General features: G+C 64.4%; 15 protein-coding genes. 9 read left to right on the forward strand and 6 right to left on the reverse strand.

All coding sequences use genetic code 11. From position 1 onward, the window contains the following. Positions 1–219: 219 nt before the first annotated feature. The gene (gene folP / locus LIX00_RS18580) at positions 220–2,610 is read left to right on the forward strand and encodes a dihydropteroate synthase (protein WP_227356501.1); all 2,391 of its coding nucleotides are present in this window, start codon (positions 220–222) and stop codon (positions 2,608–2,610) included. Between the two features lie 199 nt (positions 2,611–2,809). Continuing rightward, entirely contained in the window at positions 2,810–4,189 is a 1,380-nt protein-coding gene (locus tag LIX00_RS18585; RefSeq protein WP_227356502.1) for an aminomethyltransferase family protein, read from the forward strand. A gap of 177 nt (positions 4,190–4,366) precedes the next feature. On the opposite strand, the gene glyA is transcribed toward LIX00_RS18585, so the two are convergent. Together glyA and LIX00_RS18595 are read right to left on the reverse strand one after the other, a co-directional pair. Next, the gene (gene glyA / locus LIX00_RS18590; RefSeq protein WP_227356503.1) at positions 4,367–5,614 is read right to left on the reverse strand and encodes a serine hydroxymethyltransferase; all 1,248 of its coding nucleotides are present in this window, start codon (positions 5,612–5,614) and stop codon (positions 4,367–4,369) included. Between the two features lie 172 nt (positions 5,615–5,786). Continuing rightward, a complete protein-coding gene (locus LIX00_RS18595) occupies positions 5,787–6,647 on the reverse strand; it encodes a methylenetetrahydrofolate reductase (protein WP_227356504.1) in 861 nt (286 codons plus the stop codon). Positions 6,648–6,927: 280 nt separating this feature from the next. On the opposite strand from LIX00_RS18595, the gene LIX00_RS18600 reads away from it, so the two are divergent. The 3 genes from LIX00_RS18600 (at position 6,928) to ilvA (ending at position 13,589) form a co-directional block, all read left to right on the forward strand. Continuing rightward, the gene (locus LIX00_RS18600; RefSeq protein ID WP_227356505.1) at positions 6,928–9,501 is read left to right on the forward strand and encodes a GcvT family protein; all 2,574 of its coding nucleotides are present in this window, start codon (positions 6,928–6,930) and stop codon (positions 9,499–9,501) included. Between the two features lie 216 nt (positions 9,502–9,717). Further along, entirely contained in the window at positions 9,718–12,270 is a 2,553-nt protein-coding gene (locus LIX00_RS18605; RefSeq protein WP_227356506.1) for a GcvT family protein, read from the forward strand. A gap of 74 nt (positions 12,271–12,344) precedes the next feature. After that, positions 12,345–13,589, forward strand: coding sequence for a threonine ammonia-lyase (ilvA, locus tag LIX00_RS18610; protein WP_227356507.1), 1,245 nt, complete (start codon positions 12,345–12,347; stop codon positions 13,587–13,589). 153 nt (positions 13,590–13,742) lie between these two features. Here the strand turns inward: ilvA and LIX00_RS18615 are convergent, their stop codons facing one another. Beyond that, a complete protein-coding gene (locus LIX00_RS18615; RefSeq protein WP_227356508.1) occupies positions 13,743–13,904 on the reverse strand; it encodes a hypothetical protein in 162 nt (53 codons plus the stop codon). Positions 13,905–14,490: 586 nt separating this feature from the next. Here LIX00_RS18615 and LIX00_RS18620 point away from each other — a divergent pair. Beyond that, a complete protein-coding gene (locus tag LIX00_RS18620) occupies positions 14,491–16,239 on the forward strand; it encodes a BCCT family transporter (RefSeq protein ID WP_227356509.1) in 1,749 nt (582 codons plus the stop codon). Between the two features lie 120 nt (positions 16,240–16,359). Here LIX00_RS18620 and LIX00_RS18625 read toward each other — a convergent pair whose 3' ends face one another. Then, the gene (locus tag LIX00_RS18625) at positions 16,360–17,019 is read right to left on the reverse strand and encodes a helix-turn-helix domain-containing protein (RefSeq protein WP_227356510.1); all 660 of its coding nucleotides are present in this window, start codon (positions 17,017–17,019) and stop codon (positions 16,360–16,362) included. A 357-nt stretch (positions 17,020–17,376) separates the two neighbouring features. On the opposite strand from LIX00_RS18625, the gene LIX00_RS18630 reads away from it, so the two are divergent. Continuing rightward, positions 17,377–18,567, forward strand: coding sequence for a DUF8073 domain-containing protein (locus LIX00_RS18630; RefSeq protein WP_227356511.1), 1,191 nt, complete (start codon positions 17,377–17,379; stop codon positions 18,565–18,567). 1,233 nt (positions 18,568–19,800) lie between these two features. Here the strand turns inward: LIX00_RS18630 and LIX00_RS18635 are convergent. Then, complete coding sequence (locus LIX00_RS18635; RefSeq protein ID WP_227356512.1) at positions 19,801–20,565, reverse strand: IclR family transcriptional regulator; 765 nt, start codon at positions 20,563–20,565, stop codon at positions 19,801–19,803. Positions 20,566–20,816: 251 nt separating this feature from the next. Here LIX00_RS18635 and LIX00_RS18640 point away from each other — a divergent pair, with 251 nt between their 5' ends. Beyond that, a complete protein-coding gene (locus tag LIX00_RS18640) occupies positions 20,817–22,313 on the forward strand; it encodes a CoA-acylating methylmalonate-semialdehyde dehydrogenase (protein ID WP_227356513.1) in 1,497 nt (498 codons plus the stop codon). 81 nt (positions 22,314–22,394) lie between these two features. On the opposite strand, the gene LIX00_RS18645 is transcribed toward LIX00_RS18640, so the two are convergent. Continuing rightward, positions 22,395–23,195, reverse strand: a complete 801-nt coding sequence (locus tag LIX00_RS18645) for an HpcH/HpaI aldolase family protein (protein WP_227356514.1) — start codon at positions 23,193–23,195, stop codon at positions 22,395–22,397. A 290-nt stretch (positions 23,196–23,485) separates the two neighbouring features. On the opposite strand from LIX00_RS18645, the gene LIX00_RS18650 reads away from it, so the two are divergent. Further along, a complete protein-coding gene (locus LIX00_RS18650; protein ID WP_227356515.1) occupies positions 23,486–24,568 on the forward strand; it encodes a Gfo/Idh/MocA family protein in 1,083 nt (360 codons plus the stop codon). Positions 24,569–24,579 lie beyond the last annotated feature (11 nt).

The raw sequence follows: 24,579 nt of genomic DNA on the forward strand, positions 1-24,579 counted from the left end.
CACATCGTGTAGTCACGATAATGTATAGAGGTTCGACGTGCGACCGCACCCGGTCCGGCCGAGCGGTTTCGCCGACCGGTCGAGGGTTTCGCGGCGGTACTCGACGCCCGACGAATCGGCACCGAGACCGCCTCTCGGGAGGATTCGGTCGCAACCGTCGTCGAACTCACCGCCGAACTCGTCGGTAAGTTAATCAGGTCGCCCCTGTGGATATGTACCATGGAGTATCACGAAGCGGCCGACTTTCTGACGTCCCTGCAGCGGCGCCGTCCCGAGTTCGGGACGGAGACGACGGCCCGGATGCTCTCTCACTTCGGACATCCGCAGGCCGACGTCGACTTCGTGCAGGTCGCCGGTTCCAACGGCAAAGGAAGCACGACGTGTCTGCTGGAGAGCGTGCTACGGACCGCCGGCCTGGAGGTCGGGGTGTTTACGTCCCCGTGTTTGAACGACTTTCGCGAACAGATTCGCGTCGGCGGTCGACCCGTCCCGAAAGAGCGGGTCGCGGAGTACGTCGAGCGCATCCGTCCCTGCCTCGAGCGACTTCGGGCGGACGACGACATGCCGACGCACTTCGAGGTCCTCACCGCGCTCGCCGTCCACCACTTCGGCGTCGAGGGCGTCGACGTCGGCATTCTGGAGGTCGGTATCGGGGGGCGCTACGACGCGACCAGCGCGGTCGACCCGGTCGCGAGTGCGGTCACGAGCGTGAGCCTGGAACACACCGACCTGCTCGGAGACACGGTGGAAGAAATCGCGCGCGACAAGGCGCAGGTCGCTCCGACCGGCAGACCGCTCGTCACGGGGGCGGACGGGGCGGCGTTGGAGGCCATCCGGTCGGAGACGGACGCCATCACGGTCGGCGCGGCGGACGCGGACGTCATCGCGGTCGAGAACGGGATGCGGTCCCACGTCGAGAGTAGCGTCTCCGTTACGGCGTCCGAGTGGACGCTGGAAACCAACCTTTCGCTGCTCGGCCAGTACCAAGCGACGAACGCAGGCGTCGCCGCTGTCCTCGCCCGACAGGTCGCCGGGGTCGACGCCTCCACGATGGCCGACGGTCTGCGGAAGGCGACCTGGCCGGGCCGGTTCGAAATCGTCTCCACCGAACCGATGGTCGTGCTCGACGGTTCCCACAACCCGGGTGCCGCCGCGAAACTGGGCGACCTGCTCGGACGCTACGACTACGACGACCTGCACGTCGTCTTCGCCGCGATGGCGGACAAGGATTACGAGGGGATGGTCGCGGAACTTCCGGCCGTCGATACCGCGTTCGTCACGCGCCCCGACGTCGAGCGCGCGGAGGACGTCGACGCGCTGGCGGACGCCTTCGGCGGGCGGGCGGAGAGGGTCCATCGGGTCGAGTCCGTGCCGGAAGCCGCGGAGCGAGCGCTCGCCGCGGCGGACGAAACCGACTTCGTGCTCGTCACCGGCTCGCTGTACGCCGTCGCGGAAGCGCGGGACCGGTGGACGCGGCTGGTCGTCCCGAAAGGACCCCGGCGAACGAACGAAGATACCGTGCGTTCGCGGCCGGGGGTCCCCGAGGCGACCGCCGACGATATCGACCATCGAGTTCTCGCGACTTCCTTACGGCGCGACCAGGCCGAACGCGTCGGCCGACGTTTCGAGGCCGTCGGCGGCACGTGCGTGCGCTCCGACGCCGGCGCGCCCGGAAAGCTCGTCGAGACGGTCCTCTCGGGGACGGTTACGGAGTTCCGCGAACTGGCCGACGCCATCCAAACCGACGGCCTCGGATTGCGACACCTCGCGCGGCAGTTCGGGACCGCCCTCGACGGACCGTCGCCGGACGCCCCCTTCGACGCGGAGCGGACGGCCGTGATGGGGATTCTGAACGTCACGCCGGACAGTTTCCACGACGGCGGCGAGTACGACCGACTCGACGCGGCGGTCGAGCGCGCCGAACGGATGGTCGCCGCCGGTGCGGACATCGTGGACGTCGGCGGGGAGAGCACGCGGCCGGGTGCCGAGCCGGTTCCCGTCGGCGAGGAGGTCGACCGCGTCGTCCCCGTTATCGAATCGATATCGTCGCTCGGCGTCCCCGTCTCGGTCGACACGCGGAAGGCCGCCGTCGCGGAGGCCGCGCTCGACGCCGGGGCCGACATCGTCAACGACGTCTCCGGACTTTCCGACCCGGAGATGCGGTTCGTCGTCGCAGACCACGACGCGTCGCTAGTCCTCATGCACAGCCTGTCGGCCCCCGTCGACCCCGACCGGACCGGGCCGTACGACGACGTGGTCGAGGACGTCCTCCGCGACCTCTCCGAACGAATCCTGCTCGCGGAGCGGGCGGGCGTCGACCGAGAGCGAATCGTCGTCGACCCGGGGTGCGGATTCGGCAAGGACGCGGCCGAGTCGTTCGAACTGGTCGACCGCCTCTCGGAGTTCCGGGCGCTCGGCTGTCCCGTGATGGTCGGACACTCCCGGAAGTCCATGTTCGAGCGAGTCGGCTGCCGGGGCGGGGAGCGACTCCCCCCGACGCTAGCGGTGACGGCTCTGGCGGCCGAACGAGGGGCCGACGTGGTCCGGGTGCACGACGTCGCGGAGAACGCGGCGGTGGTTCGGACGGTCGCCGCAGCGAACGACTCGTAATCGAATTCTCACGGTCGGTTCGGGCGGGACTCCCGTGGTTTTGCGCCTTCTCGCCGACCGGTTCGACGGTCCGGCCTTCCCGACCGTCGCCCGCCGGTCGAACTCGCGCCGCGTTTTCGACTCCTTACGCGCTACCATATAAACGGCAGGAGTTATTAACACCGTCTTTTATTACTTTCTGTAAACCTAATCCACAGGTATGCCAGAGAGCAGCGAACATCCAAATCACCCTGGTGTCGACCAGTCGGATCGCGTACTACCGAGGAACCTGCGTCAGACTGGCGACCCCGGCATCGAGATGTTGGTCTCCACGCGCGTTCGTAAATCGCCTTTCTTCGACAAATCCTTCAACGAGGAGGGCGCTTGGCGGTGTACGGTGTACAACCGAATCTACCACCCTCGCGGCCTCGTCGAACCGGAGGACGGCGGCGCGATGGCCGAGTACGAGGCGCTAACCGAGAAGGTGACGCTTTGGGACGTCGCCGTCGAGCGCCAGATTCGCGTGAAGGGACCGGACGCGGAGGCGCTCACCAACTACGTCATCACCCGGGACGCGACCGAAATCGAACCGATGCGCGGGAAGTACGCCATCCTCTGTAACGAGGACGGCGGAATCCTGAACGACCCGGTCCTGTTGCGGGTCGCGGAGGACGAGTTCTGGTTCTCCCTCTCCGACTCCACGCTCATGCAGTGGTTGCAGGGCGTCAACGTCGGGAAGGACTTCGACGTCGAGATAGACGAAATCGACGTCGCACCGATGCAGATACAGGGCCCGCTGTCCGAGGACGTGATGATAGACGTCGTCGGCGAGGAGGTCAGCGAAATCCCGTACTACGGCCTCATGGGCGCCGAAATCAACGGCTGTCCGGTGCTGGTGAGCCAGACGGGCTTCTCCGGCGAGAAGGGGTTCGAAATCTACGTGAAAGACGCGATGGAAAACGCCGAGCGCGTCTGGGACCCGGTCATGGAGACCGTCAAGGCTCACGGCGGGATGCAGATCGCGCCCGGACACCACCGTCGAATCGCGGCGGGCATCCTCTCGTGGGGCCAGGACATGGACCACGAAACGTCCCCGTTCCAGGTCAACCTCGGCTATCAGGTGCCGGACGACAAGGACGCCGACTACATCGGCAAGGAGGCACTCGAACGCCAGAAGGAGTTGATAGAGGACGGCGAGTACCCGTTCAACCACAAGCTGGTCGGCCTGAAGATGGCCGGCGAGCCGATTCGGGATTACGCCCCCGACTTCTGGATAATCTCCGACCCCGAGTCGGGCGAGGAGTGCGGTTACATGACGTCGCCGTGGTGGAACCCCGACCTGGAGACGAACATCGGGCTCGGTTTCGTACCGGCGGACAAACTCCAGTCTGAGGCCGACGTCCCGCTCGACGACGAAATCTACGAGGCCGACCTCGACATCGAGTTCGAGGTGCACCTGCCGGACGAGTACGCCGAGGAGGAGGGCGAACCGGTGTACGCCACGGTGGCGAGGGTTCCGTTCAAGGAGTCGGTCAACCCGAGCGCCCGCGAACAGGCCAAGCTGAACGCCAGGAAAGAAGCGGAAGCCAACGACGACTGAGCGGTCACGCGGAGTCGCCCGCGGTATCTCTTTTCGACGTCGTACCGGAGCGGCGATTCGAGGGTCCGGTAGCCGAATCCGCCTCACCGTCGGGCCGAACGCATACGAGGATCGACGCTCGACCCGCCGAAACGCAGCGAAAATAGCGCGACGGGAGCGGTACTCCGGACGGATCCGTCAGTCGTAGAGCGGGTACTCGTCCGCGAGTTCGTCGACCCGGGCGCTGACGTCGGCGACGACGGCCTCGTCGTGGGGGGCGTCGACGACTTCGTAGATGAGGTCGGCGACTTCGCGGCACGCCGCCTCATCGAAGCCGCGGGTCGTGAGCGCGGGCGTACCGGCGCGAATCCCCGAGGGATTGAACGGCGAACGCGTCTCGCCCGGAACAGTGTTCGCGTTCAAGACGATGCCGGCGTTCTCCAGCGCCGATTCGACCTCCTTTCCCGTCGTGTCGGGATGGGACGGCCTGAGGTCCACCAGCACGAGGTGGTTGTCCGTGCCGCCGGAGACGAGGTCGAGGCCGCGTTCCCGAAGACGGCGGCCGAGCGCCTTCGCGTTGGCGACGGTCCGCTCCGCGTACTCGTCGAACGCGGGGTCGAGGGCCTCGCCGAACCCGACCGCTTTCCCCGCGATGTTGTGCATCGCCGGCCCGCCCTGCGCACCGGGGAACACCGCGCTGTCGACGGCGTCGGCGTGCTCTTCGCCGCACATGATGATACCGCCGCGACCGGCGCGGATGGTCTTGTGCGTCGACCCGGTGACGAAGTCCGCCACGCCCACGGGCGACTCGTGAACGCCCGCGGCGACCAGCCCGGTGACGTGCGCGATGTCGGCCACGTGGTAGGCGTCGACGGCGTCCGCGGCCGCCTGAACGCGCTCGAAGTCGACCTCCCGGGGATACGCGGAGTACCCGGAGACGATGACGTCCGGGTCGAATCTCTCGGCCGTCTCGCGCAACCCCTCGTAGTCGACGTAGCCCGTTTCGGGATCGATTTCGTACTGTTCGACGTCGTAGACCTGCCCTGCGAAGTTCGCAGGGTGACCGTGCGAGAGGTGGCCGCCGTGGGTCAAGTCCAGGGACAGAATCTTGTCGCCCGGTTCCAGAATCGCCAGATACACCCCCATGTTCGCCTGCGAACCCGAGTGGGGTTGGACGTTGACGTGGTCGGCTCCCCACAGTTCCTCGGCGCGGTCGATGGCCACCCGTTCGATTTCGTCGGCGTACTCACAGCCGCCGTAGTAGCGCTCGCCGGGGTATCCTTCGGCGTAGTTGTTGGTCAGCTCCGAACTCTGGGCCTCCATGACCGCTTCCGAGACGTGGTTCTCGCTCGCGATCATCGCCAGCGTGCCCTCCTGTCGGGCGCGTTCGGCTTCCAGGAACTCGGCGACGGTCGCGTCCGTTTCGCGGACGGTATCGTACGTCATGAGTAACGTACCGGGCTCGGAACGGAATAATTTATCCTTCGACGGAAGATGACGGACGACCGACCATCTGTGTTCCACGGTACCACAGTATGACAGGCCTACCGCTGTTCGCAATCGCAGGTGAGGCGGTCTACCGCGACCGTCGCTCGTCCACCGCTCGTCGTGCCTGCGACTACTCCCGGATTCGCGCGCGCCGCCACGATTCGGTGTCGGCCGTCTGGTTGAAGGTGTAGACGTGGATTCCGCGAATTCCGTACGCCTCGTCGTCGACGTACGGCGCGAGTCCGTCGACGAGTTCGTTCGGCTTGTACTTCCCCCGCGAGGTGACGAGTTGGCGGACGAACCCGAGGATGCCGGTCGTCTTGCTGAGGAACTTGATCGAGTCGCCGACGCCGACCTTCTGGGAGATGTCGATCAGACGCTGATACTTCATCACGCCCGGAATGCCGATTTCGACGGGGAGGTCGACGTTCCGGTCGCGGATCGTCTCGATCCACTCGATGACGGTCTCCGGGTCGTAACAGAGCTGGGTGACGATGTAGGTCGCGTACGGTTCTTTCTCGGCCATCGAATCCGTCAGCGTCTTCTCGTCGAGGAAGGCGTGCCCCTCCGGATAGCCGGTGATACCGACCTCGTCGAAGGAGTACTCCGTCTCGTCGAGCGTCGAGAGCAGGTCGTGGGCCGACTCGAACTCCCCGGCGGGTTCGTCGCGGTCGCCGCCCGGCACGAAGATATCCGTGACGCCGGCGACGGTGAGCCGTCGCGCGATGTCTTCGAGGTGTTCCCGGTCGGTGACGTAGCGCGCGGCGATGTGGGGAACGACGTCGAACCCCCGCTCGGCCGCCTGTTCCGCGCGCTCGACCGTCCGCTCGATGCCGAGTTGGGGCGACGTGGTGATGGCGACGCTCGCGTCGTCGGGCAGGTGGGTTACTTCGTCGTCGAAACTGTCGAACGGCATCAGTTCGTACCGTGCGCCCGTCAGGAGTTCCTCGACGCCCTCCCGTTCCGTGTCGGTACGCAGTCCGAGGGACATATCTTACGCAGAGATGACGGCGGAGGTACTTTTGTCTGTGGGTGTCGCTGAAAACGTATTCAAGTGGCGAGCGGCGGAAATCGCATCAACGACGCTTTCGCAGGGCTCGACGGCGCGATTTCGCCACCCCCGAAACCGTCGAACCGCGCCCCGTTCGCCGAAGCGAGCGCCTCGCCACACGACGGAAACTCGAAGTGACACGTTTCGAACATTCGGAGGGACGTAACTCCTCCGGACGATAACTATATTTGCGCACCGCGGCCACTTGTGAATCAGACTCATGGATACGACCGACAGCTTGCCGACCCGGGCCGACACCGTCATCGTCGGTGCCGGCATCGTCGGCTGCAACATCGCGTATCACCTGACAGCGCTCGGCCGAGACGACGTCGTGGTGGTCGACCAGGGGCCGATGCCGACCACCGGTGGGTCCTCGTCTCACGCACCCGGCATCATGTTCCAAACCGCCGACTCGAAGATACTCACCAAGTTCGCGAACTACAGCCGGGAGCTGTACTCCTCGCTCGAGGGGAAAGACGGCGAGCGGGCCTACAACGAGGTCGGCGGCATCGAGGTGGCCCGAAGCGAGGAGCGCATGGACTTCCTCCAACGTCGCGTCGAGTGGGGGAAAGCGTGGGGCATCGAAGCGCCCCGACTCCTCTCGCCCGAGGAGGTGACCGAGCACCTCCCGCTCGTGAGCGAGGACGTGATTCTCGGGGGCTACTACTCGCCGACCGACGGACAGGTCTCCGGCGTCGTCGCCTGCGACGCGCTCGCTCGGGAGGCGATGGAGCGCGGTGCCGAGTTCGTCCCGCACACCCGCACCGAGGACGTCGAGGTCGAGAACGACTCGGTGCGGGCGGTCGTCACGGAGAACGGCACCATCGAGTGCGACGAGGTCGTCATCGCGACGAACATCTGGGCCCGACAACTCGGCGAGAAACTCGGGGTTCACCTGCCGGTCGCTCCCGTCGAGCACCAGTACACGATAACCGAACCGCTCGACGAAATGGCGGACGGCGCGGTCGACGTCGGCGACCACCCGCTGTTCGAGAACTACCGCAACGTCTCCGGCGAGAAGGCGAAGCGCCTGCTCGTCGGACCCGACCGGCCCATCCTGCGCGACCAGGACAACGCGATGTACTACCGGACGCACGGTGACGCCTACGGCATCGGCTCGTACAACCACGAGCCGATCGTTCCGAACCCGCAGGAGCTGGGCGATAACGACCCGGACGGCGAGCAGGGGTCGGTTCACGAGTTCACCGACTACCACATGAACAACGCGACGCACCCGGACCGACCGGACAAACCCCCGCGACAGGCAAGCGACGAGTTCATCCCCGCCACGGCCGGCAAGGACCTCGAATACAAGTACAACGGGATGTTCGCCGAATCGCCGAACGGCCTGCCCGTGATGGGTCCGGTCGAGGAGTACGACGGCCTTTGGACCGCGGCGGCCATCTGGGTCACGCACGCCGGCGGTGCCGGGAAAGCCCTCGCGGAGTGGATGGAGAACGGCGTCCCGCGGCTCCCCGACGGTCCCATCGACCTCGCGCACGCCGACGTCAACCGGTTCGACGCCCACGAGGGAAGCTGGGATTTCACCCGCGACATCGGCGGGGAGGAGTACCGCATCGTCTACAACGTCGTGCACCCGAAGTGGGTGTGGACCGATAAACAGCGGGACATCCGCCGGACGCCGATGTACCACACGCACGAGGAGTACGGCGCCGAGTTGTGGGCCGAGGCCGGCTGGGAGGAGCCGCAGTGGTTCGAGTCGAACGCCGACCTGCTGGCCGAGTACGGCGACCGAATCCCCGACCGCGACGGGTGGGAGGGCAAGTACTGGTCGCCCATCGAGGGGGCGGAGGCGTTGCACGTCCGCAACGAGGTCGGCCTCCACGACATGACCTCGTTCAACAAGATGGAGGTCGTCGGGAGCGACGCCGGTCGGTTCGTCCAGCACCTCTGTACGAACGACGTGGACATCGACGTCGGCGACGTCAAGTACACGCTGATGTGCAACGAGGGCGGCGGCGTCCGCGCGGACATCACCGTCACGCGCACCGACGAGAATCGCTACCTCCTGCTCACGACCGGCCGCGAGGTCGGAAACAACCACGTCGCGTGGGTCCGCGACCGCGCTCCGGAGAACGTCGTCGTCAACGACGTCACCTCCAGTTTGGCCGCGATGGTCTGTACCGGGCCGAACGCCCGCAAAGTGCTCTCGAAGGTCGCCACCGCCGACCTATCGGACGACGCCTTCCCGTTCTTCACGAGCCAGCGGTTCTTCGTGAAGAACGTGCCCGTCACCGCGCTGCGCGTCTCCTACGCCGGCGAACTCGGCTGGGAGCTGTACACGCCCTCCGAGTACGGCGAGACGCTCTGGAATCACGTTCTGGCGGCCGGCGAGGAGTACGACATCCGACCGTACGGAAACGGCGCGCTGGACGCGCTGCGCATCGAGAAGGGGTTCCGGCTTTGGGGCGAGGACCTCCACACCGAGCACAACCCGTCCGAGGCCGGCCTCGACTGGGCGGTCGACCTCGACACCGACTTCATCGGCAAGGAGGCCGTCGCCGCGGCCGCCGAAGGCGACAACATCGACCACAGAGTCGCCTGCCTGACCCTGGACGACGAGGACGCGGTGGTGCTGGCGGACCGGCCGGTGCTCGACGGCGACGAGACCATCGGGTACGTCCACAGCGCGGAGTACGGCTACACCGTCGGGGCCTGCGTCGCGTACACGTACCTGCCCCCTGAGTACGCCGAACCCGGAACGGAGGTCGAGATACTCTACGAAGGTGACCGGTACGGCGCGACCGTCCGGGAAGAACCGCTGGTGTCCTAACGGTCGCCGACTCCCGGTAGGTCGGCAACTCGTGTTCCTCTTCTGTCGCGTTGTGGTTCGCGCCCGCGAGCGATCGCGGATTCGGCGTTCGAACGACCGAATCTCGATATGGGGAAAATCGCGGAGTATGGGCCGTCTGGCGCGAAATCTCGACGAATCCGACCTCCTCCCACCGGTGTATTTAAGATAGTGACAGTTCCACACCAGCACGAAAGAATGAGTACAACGGACCTTCCATCGCGGTCGGATACCGTCATCATCGGAGCCGGTGCCGTCGGGTGTAGCGTCGCGTACCACCTCACGGAACTCGGCAACGACGACGTCACCGTCGTCGACCAAGGCCCGCTGCCGGTGACCGGCGGTTCGTCGGTTCACGCGCCGGGCATCGTGTTCCAGACGTCGCCGTCGAAGATTCAGACGAAGGCGGCCTACTACACGAGTCGGTTGTTCTCCGACGCCGGGGTGTACGACGAAGTGGGCGGCATCGAGGTGGCCCGAAGCGAGGAGCGCATGGACTTCCTCCGGCGGCGCGTCGAGTGGGCGACCTCGTACGGACTGCCTGATCCGCAGTTGCTCTCGCCCGAGGAGGTGACCGAACACCTCCCGCTCGTGAACGAGGACGAGATTCTCGGGGGCTACTACTCGCCGACCGACGGCCGCGTCGACGGCATCGGAGCCCTTCGGTGGTACATCGAGAACACGCGGGCGGACTTCTTCGGCGATGTCGAGGTGACGGACTTGGAGGTGACGGGCGGCGAGATACGGGCGGTCGTCACCGACAAAGGCCGCATCGAGTGCGACCGCTGCGTCATCGCGACGAACAACTGGGGGTACCGGACCGGACGGTTGGCCGGCATCGACCTCCCGATAGCGCCCGTCGAACACCAGTACGTCGTCACCGAACCGATGGACGAACTGGCCGACGCCGGAACCTCCGTCGGCGACAACACGACCGGCCTCGAGGTGCCGGGCAACCGCGATATCCAGGAGTACATGAGCGAGGCGCCGCACCGACCGGTCGGTCGCGATCAGGATCACTCGCTGTACTTCCGAACCCACGGGGACGCCCTCGGCATGGGTTCGTACAACCACGAATCGCTGTCCGTCGACCCGGAGGCGATGGGGAAGAACGGCGAAAACCGCCAAGCGTCGGTCAGGGACTTTTCGAGGAAACACTGGGAGCGCCCGACCCATCCCAACCGCGATAAGTCCGCCAAACAGGCGTTCGACGAACTCCTCCCGGCGACGAAGGACCGGGAGTACGCCGTCACCGAAAACGGCGTCTTCGTCTTCACGCCGGACGGGATGCCGGCGGTCGGCGAGACGGCGGCGGTCGACGGGCTCTGGACCGCGCTCGCCATCTGGTGGACTCACTCCGGCGGCTACGGTCGCATCCTCGCGGAGTGGATGGAGAACGGCGTCCCGCGGCTCCCGTCGGGGCCGGTCGACACGGGCGGTATCCACGTCCGTCGATTCGCGCCCCACGCCGGCGAGAAAGATTACTTCGTCGACCGCGGGGCGAAGCGGTACGAGCAGGTCTACAGCATCGTCGAACCGCGCTGGCAGCCCGACGACCACCGCGGCCTGCGCACCAGCCCCTTCTACCAGCAGCAGAAGGAACTGGGCGCGGAGTTCTACCAGGCGGGCGGCTGGGAGACGCCGCAGTGGTACGAGTCCAACGCGGACCTGGTGGAGCGATACGGGGACCGGATTCCCGAACAGGACGGCTGGCGGTCGATAAACCGCTCGCCGATCGAGGGCGCCGAACACCTCCACACTCGCGACAAAGTGTCGATGTTCGACATGACCACGTTCAGTTCCATCGTGGTCGAGGGCGAGGGCAGCGGCGAGTTCCTCCAGCGGGTCTGCAGCAACGATGTCGAAGTCGACGTCGGTCAGGTCCGTTACTCGCTGCTGTTGAACGAGGGGGGCGGCATCCTCGCGGACGTCACCGTCGTCCGTCTCGACGAGGACCGATACATGGTCACCACCGGCGGCGGGAACTCGCCGCGTATCCACGGCGGCTGGCTCGAAGACCGCGCTCCGGCGACGGTTTCGGTCACCGTCGAGGAGGGCGCGAAGTCCACCATCGGGTTGTGGGGGCCGGACTCCCGGCTCCTACTTCAGCGGTGTACCGACGCCGACGTCACCGACGACGGCTTCCCGTACTTCAGCGCCAAGCGGATGTACGTCGGCGAAGTGCCCGTCGTCGCGCTCCGCGTCTCCTACGTCGGCGAACTCGGCTGGGAGCTGTGGGCCCCGAGCGAGTACGGCCAGCGTCTCTGGGAGACGCTGTGGGACGCCGGACGTGACCTCGACGTGCGGCCGATGGGCGGCGGCACCCTCGAGTCGATGCGCTTGGAGAAAGGCTTCCGGCTCTGGGGTACCGATATCGACACCGACGCGAACCCGTTCGAGGCGGGCCTGTCGTTCGCCGTCGACATGGACACCGAGTTCATCGGGAAGGAGGCGCTGGAAGCGGCCAAAGCGGAGGGAATCGATACGCGAATCGTCCCGCTCACGCTCGACGACTCTACGGACATCGTGTTGAGCGGCCGTCCCGTCCTCAAAGACGGTGAGCCCATCGGCTACGTACAGGCGGGCGACTTCGGGTACTCCATCGGCGAATCCATCGCCTACACGTACGTTCCGAGCGAATACGCCGCGGCCGGCACGTCGGTTCGGATACGGTGCGAGGGCGAACTCTACGACGCGACGGTTCGCGACGAACCGCTGTTCGACCCCGGGCGGGAGAAGATACTGCGGTAAGCGACCCGGCGCTCGTCTCGCACGATGACCGTCTCCGAAACGACCCACCCGACAAACTGGATTCACCACGACCTATGACGACCGACTCAGACGAACTACCCGTACAGTACGCGGACATCGAGTGCGCCCGCGAACGCCTCGACGACGACACCGTCGTCAAACGGACGCCGATAGAGCGAAGTTCGTCCTTGGACGAGTTCGTCGGCGGGGAGGTGTACCTGAAGATGGAGCACCTTCAATGGACCGGGTCGTTCAAAACCAGGGGCGCGTACAACAAGATACGACAGGACGTCGAGCGCGGCGTCGACCGGTTCGTCGCCGCGAGCGCGGGGAATCACGCGCAAGGAGTCGCGCTCGCCGCGACGAAGTGCGGGGCGGACTCGACCATCTACATGCCGGAGAACGCCCCGCAGGCGAAGGTCGACGCGACGCGGGAGTACGGCGCGACCGTCGAACTCGTCGGCAGGGACTTCCAGGAGACGATGGCCCACGCCAAATCGACGGTCGAGGAGACCGACGCCGAGTTCGTTCACGCCTACGACGACGAGGACATCATCGCCGGACAGGGGACGCTCGGAATCGAGATGTACCACGATAATCCCAACGTCGACACGGTCGTCGTGCCGATCGGCGGCGGCGGCCTCATCGGCGGCGTCTCGACGGCGATCAAGCACCTCTCCCCGGAGACCCGCGTGGTCGGCGTCCAGGCGACCGGGGCCGAGACGGTTCACAAGAGCCTGGACAAGGGAATGCCGGTGACGTTAGACGAGGTGGACACCATCGCGGACGGTATCGCGACCGGGGGCGTCTCCGAGACGACGTTGCGTATCATCCGGCAAAACGTCGACGACGTGGTGACCGTCACGGACACCGAAATCGCCCGGGCGATACTCCTGTTGCTGGAGCGCGCGAAGCAGGTCGTCGAAGGCGCTGGGGCGGCGTCCGTGGCCGCCATCTTGAGCGACGACCTCGACGTCTCGGGCGAAACGGTGATGCCGCTACTCTGCGGCGGGAACCTCGACATGACCGGACTCCAAACCGTGCTGGTTCACGCGTTGACCGAACGCCAGCAACTCCTCCGACTCCGCGTTCGCATCAACGACCGCCCCGGAAAGATGGAGGAGATATCCGGAATCATCGCGGACAAGGGTGCGAATATCCGCGACGTCAGACACGACCGGTCCGTCGACGACCTGGAGATCGGCGAAGCGTACCTCGTGTTCAGGGTCGAAGCCAGCGGCGCGGAACACGCGGACTCCATCATCGACGCCGTCGAGGCGGCCGGCTACGCGGTCGAAGACATCACGAAAACCATATGACCGTACTCGCGCTTCTCGAAAGACCGTCCGGCTTCCGACGCGTCCGATAACTGGAAGGGGCGGACTCGTTCGGCGACAGAGCGGAGAGGAGACACCGTACGGTCGAGTGACTACGCCACCATCGAACGACCGCGACGCTCGAACCCGACCTCGTCACGTGTCGACGAGGCGCGTCTCTCTGAAGTATATCACCACCATGGCGCTCAGGAAACAGAGGCCGGCCACCCGGAAGTCTCCCGACGACATCGCCAGCAGCGCGATGCCGAACAGAAGCAGCACGAGAACGACGGCCCCCGCCGCGGGTACGTTTACCATATCGACGGTGACTCGGTCGGGAAAGAAAATACTGCCGCCGGGATTTTCCGCGCCCACCTCGATACCGTGGGGAGCGCTCTCGGCGGTGTCGAAGGTCGCGACCGCTCCCGGCTTCGACCGTCCGACTCATCGGCTCGACCCCGCGGCGGCCGATTACCGCCGAAGACGCGCACGAAGCGACAAACACGATATCTAGATGATCTGTCTGTATCTGTTTCGAACGGACCACTAGCGCGTCCGCGTCGAAAATTCGGCGACGGTCGTCGCGCACCGAACCGCCTGCGGTCTATTTTCGCGCCAGAACGGCCGGCACGAAGGGGTACACATTCGGGACGTGCCGAAGTTTTATCTGTTTTCGATTAGATTACGGGAGTGAGGTAGTGTAACACGCCACAACCGGAGACCGTGTGACCTGATCGATAGTGGGACTGTGCACCACTCGCTACAGAACGACAGGACGGAAGTAAACGGATGTAATCCACGATAGAACGCTACGAGGTACCAAAGTGCCTAACATCCCAGTCAAACAGGGCAAGAATCATGATGGCGAATGAACGACAGCTACTCCGCGTAACAGGGGTAACGTATGGCAGAAAATGAGGAGACCGCGAAGGGAGTATCGAGCGGACTGCAGGTAGAGCTGTTCCACCCCGAGTCCGACCGGGAACCCGGCGATAGAAACATTCAGCGATTCGGATTCGACATCCATCCGATCATATTCCCGGTCGCGTTGGGGTTGATCGCGTTGTTCACCGTCGTAACCCTGCTCCTCGGTAAAGAGGCGACCAACGTCTACTCGTCGATTCGTAGCTTCTTCGAGGGGAACTTCGGGTGGTTCTTCCTCCTGTCCGTGAACATCTTCATGCTGACGATTCTGTACTTCGCCCTCGGGAAGTACGGGTCGATTCGGATCGGCGGCGTCGATGCGGAAAAGGAGTTCAGCGACTTCTCGTGGATGGCCATGCTGTTCAGCGCCGGCATGGGGATCGGCCTCATGTTCTACAGCGTCTCCGAACCGCTGTACTACTACGGGAACGTGCCGGGGTTCTTCGGTTACAGCGCCCAGACCGGCGAAGCGGCGTCGGCCGCGATAGCGCAGACCTTCTTCCACTGGGGGTTCCATCCGTGGGCTATCTACGGATTGGTCGGTCTCGGCCTCGCTTTCTTCTCGTTCAATCGCGGCCTGCCGCTGACGTTTCGGTCGATATTCTGGCCCTTACTCGGCGAGCGGATTTACGGATGGCCGGGCCACGTCATCGACCTGGTAACGGTGTTCGCAACCCTGTTCGGCCTCTCGACCTCGCTCGGTCTCGGGGTCGCTCAGATCAACACCGGGCTCTCGTACGTCGGCGGTAACATCCTCGGCATCGCGAACGTGCCGACGGGGACGGTTCCGCAGATGATCCTCATCGCCGTCATCACGGCCATCGCGACGGCCTCCGTCGCCGCGGGCCTCGACGCCGGTATCAAGCGCCTGAGCACGGTGAACCTCTACCTGATGTTTACCCTGTTGACGTTCATGATTCTCGTCGGCCCGACGGTCTACATCTTCGGCACGTGGGTGCAGGGTCTGGGTACCTACTTCGGTAACTTCCTCTCGCTATCGTTCTTCACCGCCACGCAGGGCGCCGGCTCGGCTACCGTCTCCGGCTGGACGGTGTTCTACTGGGCTTGGTGGATCGCGTGGTCCCCGTTCGTCGGGATGTTCATCGCGCGTATCTCCAAGGGTCGGACGGTCCGGGAGTTCGTCATCGGCGTGCTGTTCCTCCCGTCGCTGTTTTCGACCATCTGGCTGTCGACGTTCGGCGGGAGCGCGCTGTTCAACGCGCTCAGGGGTAACGGTCAGGCTCTCGCCATCTACAACGAAGCCGGACAGACGGTTGCGATGTTCGCTCTCCTGGAGCAGTTCCCGCTGGGCGCCATCTCCGGCGGTCTGGCGACGCTCCTCGTCATCACGTTCTTCGTTACGTCGTCCGACTCGGGGTCGCTGGTCGTGGACCACCTGACCTCCGGCGGTAAGCACGACGTACCCAAGACGCAGCGTGTCTTCTGGGCGGTCACCGAAGGCGTCGTCGCTGCCCTCCTGCTGTGGGGTGGCGGTCTCAACGCGCTCCAGACCGCGGCGATCGCGACCGGCTTCCCGTTAGCGCTCATCCTCGTCGTGATGTGCTTCACGGTCTACCAGGGACTCAGCAACGAGTACGAAATCATGCAGTCGCAGCAGTTCGCCGAACGCATCCAGGACCGATCCTCGGGGACCGATAGCAACGTGGTCACCGGCGGCGATGTGGTAGCGGACGGCAAAGGAGGTGCCGACCCCGAGAGCATCGACTAATCCCGCTCGGAACGGGGCCGCCGTCGACGGTTCTTCGCCCTCGCTACGGTTCGACTTTTCCATCGTCGCCCGCGAACTGTGGGGGATAGGCTCGCTCGTTCCGGCCGCGACCCTCGACGGTCACTCCTCGCCGTCGTCCTCCGAAATCGTCGCGGCGATGAGGTTCCGCACGCCGCGGCGTAATCGGCCACTCATCGCCGTCGACGACACGCCGATTTCGTCGGCGACCTGACTGAGCGAGATGTCGCGCGGTTCTTGGAAGTACCCCTTGTCGTACGCGGTTTTCAGCGCGATCATCTGTTCTTCGGTCAGTCCGTACGACATCTCGGTCCCCGCGTCGTCGTTACTGTATATCTCGATGATGTCGAGCGTGATGTCGTTCTCGTTCGCGTACTTCCAGATGCTGTTGAGGGCCTCCCTGTCGGGCAGGAGCAGTCGGATGAGCCAGCCGTTCCCCTTCGTCTCCGTGTGCACTAAGAGACCGCTCACGTTCGTCACCACGGTGCTGATGAGTTTCGTCTCGGGCGTGTGCTCGATATAATAGATTCCCGCTCCGTTGGTCCAGTCCACGAGCTTGTATTCGTTGACCGTCGGGTCGTCGTCGAGTATCCTCTCGAGTTCCGCGCGGTCGTCGTACTCGATAAGAAACGGGAAGACGGTGGTCCCCGGACTGGTGGTTCCCTGCGCGACGACTCTGATTTTGATCCCCTCTAGCTCTCTCAACGTGGGGACGAGCGCGAGCTGTTCGTGCTCGATGTACGATCTAACGATGATAGACATATCGGTGTTGTGTACTCCATCTCGAACGCGGTCGCATCGGTGTTCCCGTTCGGTTAGTCATCTCGTTCGTATCGGGTCATACCTCGCAAGCCCTCAAGAAGGTTTACATACACCGACTAGATGGCCTCAAATCGACGAAGGCTGGCGGGATACGCGGCCCGCTCACCGCGCGGTCCGTCTCCGATACCGCTCGGCGGTTCCGAAAACCAACGCGGGTCGCGCCCGCCCCCTCGCCCCGACTCCGGTAGAACGGACGCCGTCGCCGATGACGCGAACCGAAGGCGCTATTTAAATATGCGGATAATTCATGATGCACCTATTTCCCCCCGTGGGTGCATCGTCAAGTTAACCAGTCCCATGGGAACTAGTAACACTTTTTGGTGGCTCTCCCAAGCGCTCGAACGCTACGAGTCGGGGCGGGCGGAGATACAGCGCGTCGAGGCCACTCGACCCGACGACCCTCGGTCGAACGGGGAACTACGAGCGACCGTCGACATCGCCGTTCCGCTGTGTGCGACGCTGACCGGCGATTCGGCGGACGATCTCTCGCCGACGGCCGCGACGATTCGAGAGGACGGTGGTTTACGAGTCGACTTCCCGCCGTCGTCTCTCCCGACGGCGAACCGAATCGAAAACGAACGAGTGTCGGTCGAAGAAGCGGACAGCGTGCGCGTCGAGGGCGGGACGATTCTGGTGACGTCCATCGTGACCGTCGACCCCGACGGTGGGACGGAACGACCGGCGGACGCCGAGGAGAAAAACGCGGTACGGCAACCCCGCGAGAACGCTTCGGAGGCGGCCGGAGATGCTGAATCGAGTGCGGAGACGGTCGAGGAATCCGCGGACGAACAAAACGGCGAAACGTCCCCGAAGTCCGCGCGTTCCCCGGCAGTCGGGAACGAACCGAACCGCGAGGACGAGTTCGATGCGGTGCGATCCGAGGGGCTCCCGCCGTTCGAAGATACGGACTACCTTCGACGGATCTACGAAGCGTGCGATACCTTCATCGAGATGGCCGACGTGATCGAGATGGACGTCTCGGCGGAGACCGTGCGCCGTTACATGACCGAAGCGGGCGTCCACGAACCGGCTACGTACAACACCGTGTCGAGTTCCGATGGCGATAGCGCACCGTCGCCGGAACGGGACGAAAGTGCTGCCGCGACGGCGCGAGGCGAAGACGGTACCGAGGGTTCGAACGGAGATTCCGAGTCGGCTACCGTCGACCGGCGGTCGGACGAACCGGCGGAGGGTTGGGATTCGGACGACCCCGTGGAAGACGTCGAAAATCAGCCGCTCATCGCCGACGGAATCGGACTCCCAGACGGGGTGACTCTCGATCGTCTCGCCGACGCGGTCGAGTCTTCGATAACGATCCACGAAGTTACGCGAGAACTGGACATCGGCCGGGACGAAGCCCGCCAACTGCTGGAGCGGCTAAATCTGCTAGATCTCGTCCTCACGAGGGTGTGGAAGGAGGACAGTTCCGAAGTATCCAGAAACGAAATCGCCGATCGAATCCGCCAGAGCGTGACCAGCGGTTCGTAGCGCGCCCCCGTCCTATCGGCGCACTTCCGAAACGAGAAGGTGACGGCCGCCGTCCTACGAAGGCCCGGACCCGACGAATCCCGCGGTACAATTCCCAGGCCGACGCGCTGAATTCGATCGCGCGAGCCTCGGTTCACGACGAACTTTTTCGTACTGGCTCGACGGGGAGACTCGAGAAACGTCGAAGCGGACGACCGGAAGCGTTGCGTGTTCGACCATCCGTCACCGCCGATTCCGCTCGCTCTCGACACTCGATGCGTCGCCGTGGAGCGGAGTCGCCGGTATCGGACATTTTCCGGAAGAGGTGGCGGTCGGGAAAGTGAACGATCTTCGGTCGTTTCCGCTCGCGACGCCCTGATGTTACGGAATTAATTACTCGACATCCGTAACCGCCCGCTGCGCTCCGAGATAAAATACGAGATAGGTGAACTTCTAACAACCGAGTGGAGGATCGCACACTACGTCTCTCAGCGCCGTGGCGGCGCTTTCACCCGTTTCGAACCGCTCGAAGCTCCCGTTCGTGGCGGCGAGTTTCGGCGGTCGACCGGGACGCGCCGCCGACCGCATCACGCATCCGCTTTCTTTCGGGCTGACGGCGTCGTTCGTAAAGGATCCCTCGGCAGGACCCCCACCGATGGATCACTCCCTATCGCTGCATCTCGCTCGAACATCGACTCCGACCGTAACCCGATTTATCACCCGAACGTCCACGCCGTCACGGACACGCCGCCGTTCGTTCGTCGAACCGTTCACCGGGTCGACACCACGAAGCGCGGCAAAATAGAGTAATTAATTTTGTAACAATAGTCTGGAATTTCCGAGACGACGAACTCGGTATCGACCAGTTCGAGCGAGACGCCGCCTCGCAGTTACCGGTTCGATAGCCGATGCGGTCGACGTTCCGCTTCGAACCCTTCGATCACCATTACAGAGGTAGTCCTGTAACCCTGCTTCAACGGAGACGGTAATTTCGCACCGAGAAGGACGAAAGCGAGTGGCGGGGGCGACTCGGAGGTCGGCCCGGGACGCAACCGACCGTGTCGACGGATTTCGGTACCGTCGCGGCGGAATCGGTGAATGCGCTCTGACGAACAGGGTTACAGATATAGGTTTGTAAAGAGAAGCGGTCGGAACTCGAGGAAGAGGACCCGGTAGCGTTGGTGCGACCGAGAGGGAAATCGAATTCGCGCAACCGGACGGTCGTTCGGCGATTACGAACGGAATGGACCGTAATTAGGAGAACTTCGCGTTGATTTCGATGACGTTCGCCGAGCGCTTCACGTTGTTCGGCAGTTCCTCCTCGAATCGCTTGCCGTCCATTCGGCTCGATGGCCCGGAGATGCTCACCGCGCCGAGTACGCCACCGTCGGTGCCCTTCACCGGCGCGGCGATGCACCGAAGCCCTTCGATTTTCTCCTCGTTGTCGACGGCGTACCCTCGCTCTCGAACCCTCTCCAGGTCGGCGAACAACTTCTCGCGCTCGGTGATGGTCGCCGCCGTGTACGCGGGGAGGCCGTGACGGTCGACGATTTCCTCGACTCGAGAGCGCGGCATGTGAGCGAGCATCGCCTTGCCGAGCGAAATGCAGTGGAGGTTCTCCCGTTTGCCGACCGTCGACGCGGTTTGAACCGCCTTCTCACCGTGGGCCTTGTAAATGTACACCGCGCGCCCGTGCTCTTCCGTCGCGAACTGCGCGAGTTCGCCGGTCTCCGCCGCGAGGTCGTCGAGTTCGTCCTGAACCACGTCGTAGATCCCGAGGCGCTCCTGAACGAACTGCCCGAAGTCCATGTACCTGAGGCTTAACCGATACGCCTCGCCGTCCTTCACGACGTACTCGTTTTCGAGCAGCGTTGCGAGGTGGCTGTGAACCGTCCCCTTCGAGCGGTGGAGGTCGTCGGCGATGTCCGTAATCTTCCCCCCTTCGTTTTCTCGGAGGTACTCCACGATATCGAGGGTCGTTTGAACCGCCTTTACCGTTCGGCCTGTTTCGCGCGACATGCGTGAACGTGCTAGCTAATAACACATAATTGTTTGCAATCGCCGAACGGGTGGGTGAGAGGGAGCCGACCGACCGCGTCCACCGGACGGGGTGTGGAAGGGTGGAATTAACGCGAAGAGGGGTGAGTCGCCCGGAAGGGCAGCAAAATGAACGCGCTTCCCGTTCGCAATCGCCGAACGCCCTCGGTTCGATACCGAATCGTCGTTCGAGCGTAACACCTTTGTCCGCCTGCGCAGGAGGTACTACGTGTATGGTTAGCAAACAGGAGCAGACAGCAGGCGCTGGCTCTCTCCCCGATCCGATCAGGAACTACGTCGGCGGCGAGTGGATCGAGTCCGGGGGAGATGAATCGCACCCCGTCGTTAATCCGGCCACCAACGACGAACTGGGGGAGGTGCCGTTCTCGACGGGAGAGGACGTCGACCTGGCCGTCCGGGCCGCCGCCGAGGCGTTCGATAACTGGCGTCGAACCCCGGCCGTCGACCGCGTCCAGTACCTCTTCGACCTAAAATACGAACTGGAGGACAGACAGGAGGATATCGCGCAGGCGCTCACCCGTGAGCACGGAAAGACGCTCGCCGAGGCGCGCGGCGAAATCAGGCGCGGCATCGAGAACGTCGAGGTGGCGGCGGGCGTCCCGAACATGCTCCGCGAGCAGTCCGGCCTCGTGGAGGACGTCGCACGGGACGTGGACGAGTACGCCGTCAGACAGCCGTTGGGGGTGTTCGGCGCGATAACTCCGTTCAACTTCCCGGCGATGATACCGCTGTGGTTCCTTCCGTACGCCGTCGCGACGGGCAACACCTTCGTCCTCAAACCCAGCGAGAAGGTCCCCCTGAGTTCGCAGCTCATCTACGAGGCCGTCGACGGCGTCGACTTCCCCGACGGCGTCGTCAACCTCGTCAACGGTTCGGCCGAGACCGTCAACGCGCTCCTCGAACATCCGGACGTCGAGGGAGTCTCGTTCGTCGGCAGTTCCCACGTCGCCAAGTACGTCTACGAAACCGCCGCCCAACGCGGCAAACGGGTACAGGCGCAGGGCGGGGCGAAGAATTACGCCGTCGTGACCGAGAGCGCGGAACTGGACGACGCCGTGCCCAACGTTATCGGTTCGGTGTACGGAAACGCCGGGCAGCGTTGTCTCGCGAACGACGTGGTCGTCGGAGTCGGGGACGTATACGACGACCTCAAGGCGGAACTCGTCGCGGCCACCGAGGATCTCGCGGTCGGCGACGGACTCGACGAGACGACCGACGTCGGGCCGGTCATCACGCCGGACTCCCGGGAGCGTATCTTGGACGTCATCGACGAAGCGCTCGACGCGGGTGCGGAGGTGGTCGTCGACGGCCGGAACTACGACCACCCGGAACTCGACGGTACCTTCGTCGGTCCCACGCTCCTCGAAGGGGTGACGGCCGACATGGCCATCGCGCAGGACGAGATATTTGGACCGGTTCTCTGTCTCGCGAAGACCGCCGACTTGGACGAGGCCATCGAGATGGTCAATTCGACGCGGTACGGCAACGCCTCCACCATCTACACGGAGCGCGGAACCGACGCCCGCAAGTACCGCTACGAGGTCGACGCGGGCAACATCGGCGTCAACGTCGGCGTCTGTGCGCCGATGGGATTTTTCCACTTCGGCGGGCGCAAGGAGTCGTTCTTCGGGGACCTCCACGCGCAAGGCGAGGACGCCGTGAACTTCTACACCGACAAGACGATTCAGATAGAACGCTGGTACAGCTAACCGCCGTCGCGTAGTCGTTCGGAGTCGCCGAACGCCCGCGTCGCTCGCCGTCCCGGTCGAGTCCGGTCGGGAGAATCGAACTCACTCGTTTTCGACGGGTCGGTCGACGGACTCGGTCAACGCCGCGTCGTACGTCGCCTTCGCGTCGCGCGTCGCGGACGCCAGCGACGCGGTGTCCTTGCCGACGATGAGGTAGTCGAACCCTTGACCGACCCGCATCTCCACGTCGGCGGGGTCGATGACGAGCGTTCCGACTGGCGTGTCGGTCGTTTGGCCTGCCGAGACCACCCGGTCGATGGCGGAAGCGAGCCGCTCGGACTCCCACTCGGCGAACACGCCGAGCGATCCCGAGAGGTCGGCGGGGCCGACGAACAGGGCGTCGACCCCGTCGACGGACGCGATGTCCCCGACGTTCTCGAGTCCTCGCTCCGTCTCTATCTGGACGACGGTGAGGACGGAACCGTTCGCGCTTTTGACGTAATCCTCGAAGTTCAGTCCGTAGTTCGCCGCCCGGCCGCCGGCGATACCGCGACTACCTTGCGGCGGGTATCGGGTCGCATCGACCAACGTTCGCGCCTCCTCGGCCGTCTCTATCATCGGTACCATAACGCCCTGAACGCCGAGGTCGAGGACGCGCTTCAAACGCACCGGGTCGTTCCACGGCACTCGCACCACCGTTTCGGTTCGACCGTCGGTCGCGTCGACCGCACGCACCATGTTTTCGACCGTCTCCAGGTGCATCGACGTGTGTTCCGTGTCGATGAGGACGAACTCGAGGTCGAGCGAGGCGCACACTTCGGCCACGGCGGGGTGGCCGATGGAGAGCCAGGTTCCGGTCGGGTCGGTACGTTCTTCGAGTGAACGCTTCAAGTGATTCGACATGGTTGTTATAGTGGGGGAGTAGAGAGACGAGGGAGGGCTGATTTCGTCTCCCCGTCGGAAGCGGTCGAACGGCGTCTCTCCGTGCCTCTAGCCGCAGTCGGTTCTGCGCTCATTGTACGAACGTTCGTGGTAATGGCGCACCGCTATAAAAATTTGAGGGTCGGGTGTCTCCGGGAAACCTCCGGCCATCGGCCCGGTAGCGGTAACCGGCGTCCGTCGCCGCGATGACCGGGCCCCCCGACCGTAAGCACCGGAAACTATAACAGTCCCTGCTAAAGTGGGTTTTTGTGATGCGATTCGCTATCGTGGGATGTGGCACCATCGCCCAAGTGATGCACATTCCGTACGTGACGGAACTCCCCGAGATAGAACTCTACGCGCTGAGCGACCCCGCCGAGGACCGCGTCGAGATACTCGCAGACCGGTACAACGTCCAGCACGGGTTCGCGTCCGTCGAAGAACTCCTCGCCGGCGTCGGCGAGGAGTTGGACGCGGTCATCGTGTTGACGCCGCCGCACACCCACGCGGACGTGGTGGAGCAGACGCTCGGCGCGGGCATCCACACGCTCGTCGAAAAACCGCTCACCGTCTCCCCGGAGGACGCGGATCGGATGGTCGAAATCGCGGAGGCGTCCGATGCGACGTCGATGGTCGCGTACATGAAACGGTACGACCCCTCTTACGAACGGGCGCAGGAGGAACTCGCGGCGGTGGAGGATATCGACCTCGTGACGGCGTACGACGTCGATCCCGACCACGTGCGCATCCTCGACGAAGTGTACGACATCGTCGGCGGTACGCTCCCCGACCAGTTCGTCGAGGAGAGCGCGGCCAAGCGTCACGCGGACGCCCTCTCGGCTATCGGCACGGACGACGACGCGCTCGCCGACGACTACGACTGGCACCTCGAACACGTTTGTCACGACGTGAACGCACTGCGAGGGCTGTTCGGCGACGTCGAGCGAATCGACCACGTCGACGTGTTCGCGGACGGCCGGTACGCCACCGCCCACCTCGTCTACGAGGGCGGGGTTCGATGCATCCTCGACTCCGGCCTCTCGGAGCGCAAGTGGTTCGAGCAGTTCATCCGCGTCGACGCGCCCGACCGGATGGTGAACGTCGAGTTCTCCAACCCGTTCATCAAGAACACGCCCACGGAGCTGACGGTCAAGCGAGGAATCGAAGAACTGGAGGAGCGCACGCACGTCGCCTCGTACGACGAAGCGTTCAAGCGCGAGGTGAAACACTTCGTCCGTTGCACCCGGGGCGAAGCCGAAGTGCGCACGACGTTCGCGGAAGCGCGCGACGACGTTCGTCTGATCGCCGACCTGTTTCGAACCTACGAGGGCGCCGTTACGCTGGGCGGCTACTGACCCCCGACACT

The sequence above is a fragment of the Haladaptatus salinisoli genome (genome assembly GCF_020614375.1).
Lineage (GTDB): Archaea > Halobacteriota > Halobacteria > Halobacteriales > Haladaptataceae > Haladaptatus > Haladaptatus salinisoli.

Bases quoted from the DNA above. Each gene is read 5' to 3' on its own strand.
- folP (WP_227356501.1), top strand. From the start codon at position 220: ATGGAGTATCACGAAGCGGCCGACTTTCTGACGTCCCTGCAGCGGCGC.
- LIX00_RS18605 (WP_227356506.1), top strand. From the start codon at position 9,718: ATGAGTACAACGGACCTTCCATCGCGGTCGGATACCGTCATCATCGGA.
- glyA (WP_227356503.1), bottom strand. From the start codon at position 5,614: ATGACGTACGATACCGTCCGCGAAACGGACGCGACCGTCGCCGAGTTC.
- LIX00_RS18640 (WP_227356513.1), top strand. From the start codon at position 20,817: ATGGTTAGCAAACAGGAGCAGACAGCAGGCGCTGGCTCTCTCCCCGAT.
- LIX00_RS18645 (WP_227356514.1), bottom strand. From the start codon at position 23,195: ATGTCGAATCACTTGAAGCGTTCACTCGAAGAACGTACCGACCCGACC.
- LIX00_RS18620 (WP_227356509.1), top strand. From the start codon at position 14,491: ATGGCAGAAAATGAGGAGACCGCGAAGGGAGTATCGAGCGGACTGCAG.
- LIX00_RS18650 (WP_227356515.1), top strand. From the start codon at position 23,486: ATGCGATTCGCTATCGTGGGATGTGGCACCATCGCCCAAGTGATGCAC.
- LIX00_RS18635 (WP_227356512.1), bottom strand. From the start codon at position 20,565: ATGTCGCGCGAAACAGGCCGAACGGTAAAGGCGGTTCAAACGACCCTC.
- LIX00_RS18625 (WP_227356510.1), bottom strand. From the start codon at position 17,019: ATGTCTATCATCGTTAGATCGTACATCGAGCACGAACAGCTCGCGCTC.
- LIX00_RS18615 (WP_227356508.1), bottom strand. From the start codon at position 13,904: ATGGTAAACGTACCCGCGGCGGGGGCCGTCGTTCTCGTGCTGCTTCTG.
- LIX00_RS18630 (WP_227356511.1), top strand. From the start codon at position 17,377: ATGGGAACTAGTAACACTTTTTGGTGGCTCTCCCAAGCGCTCGAACGC.
- ilvA (WP_227356507.1), top strand. From the start codon at position 12,345: ATGACGACCGACTCAGACGAACTACCCGTACAGTACGCGGACATCGAG.
- LIX00_RS18595 (WP_227356504.1), bottom strand. From the start codon at position 6,647: ATGTCCCTCGGACTGCGTACCGACACGGAACGGGAGGGCGTCGAGGAA.
- LIX00_RS18600 (WP_227356505.1), top strand. From the start codon at position 6,928: ATGGATACGACCGACAGCTTGCCGACCCGGGCCGACACCGTCATCGTC.
- LIX00_RS18585 (WP_227356502.1), top strand. From the start codon at position 2,810: ATGCCAGAGAGCAGCGAACATCCAAATCACCCTGGTGTCGACCAGTCG.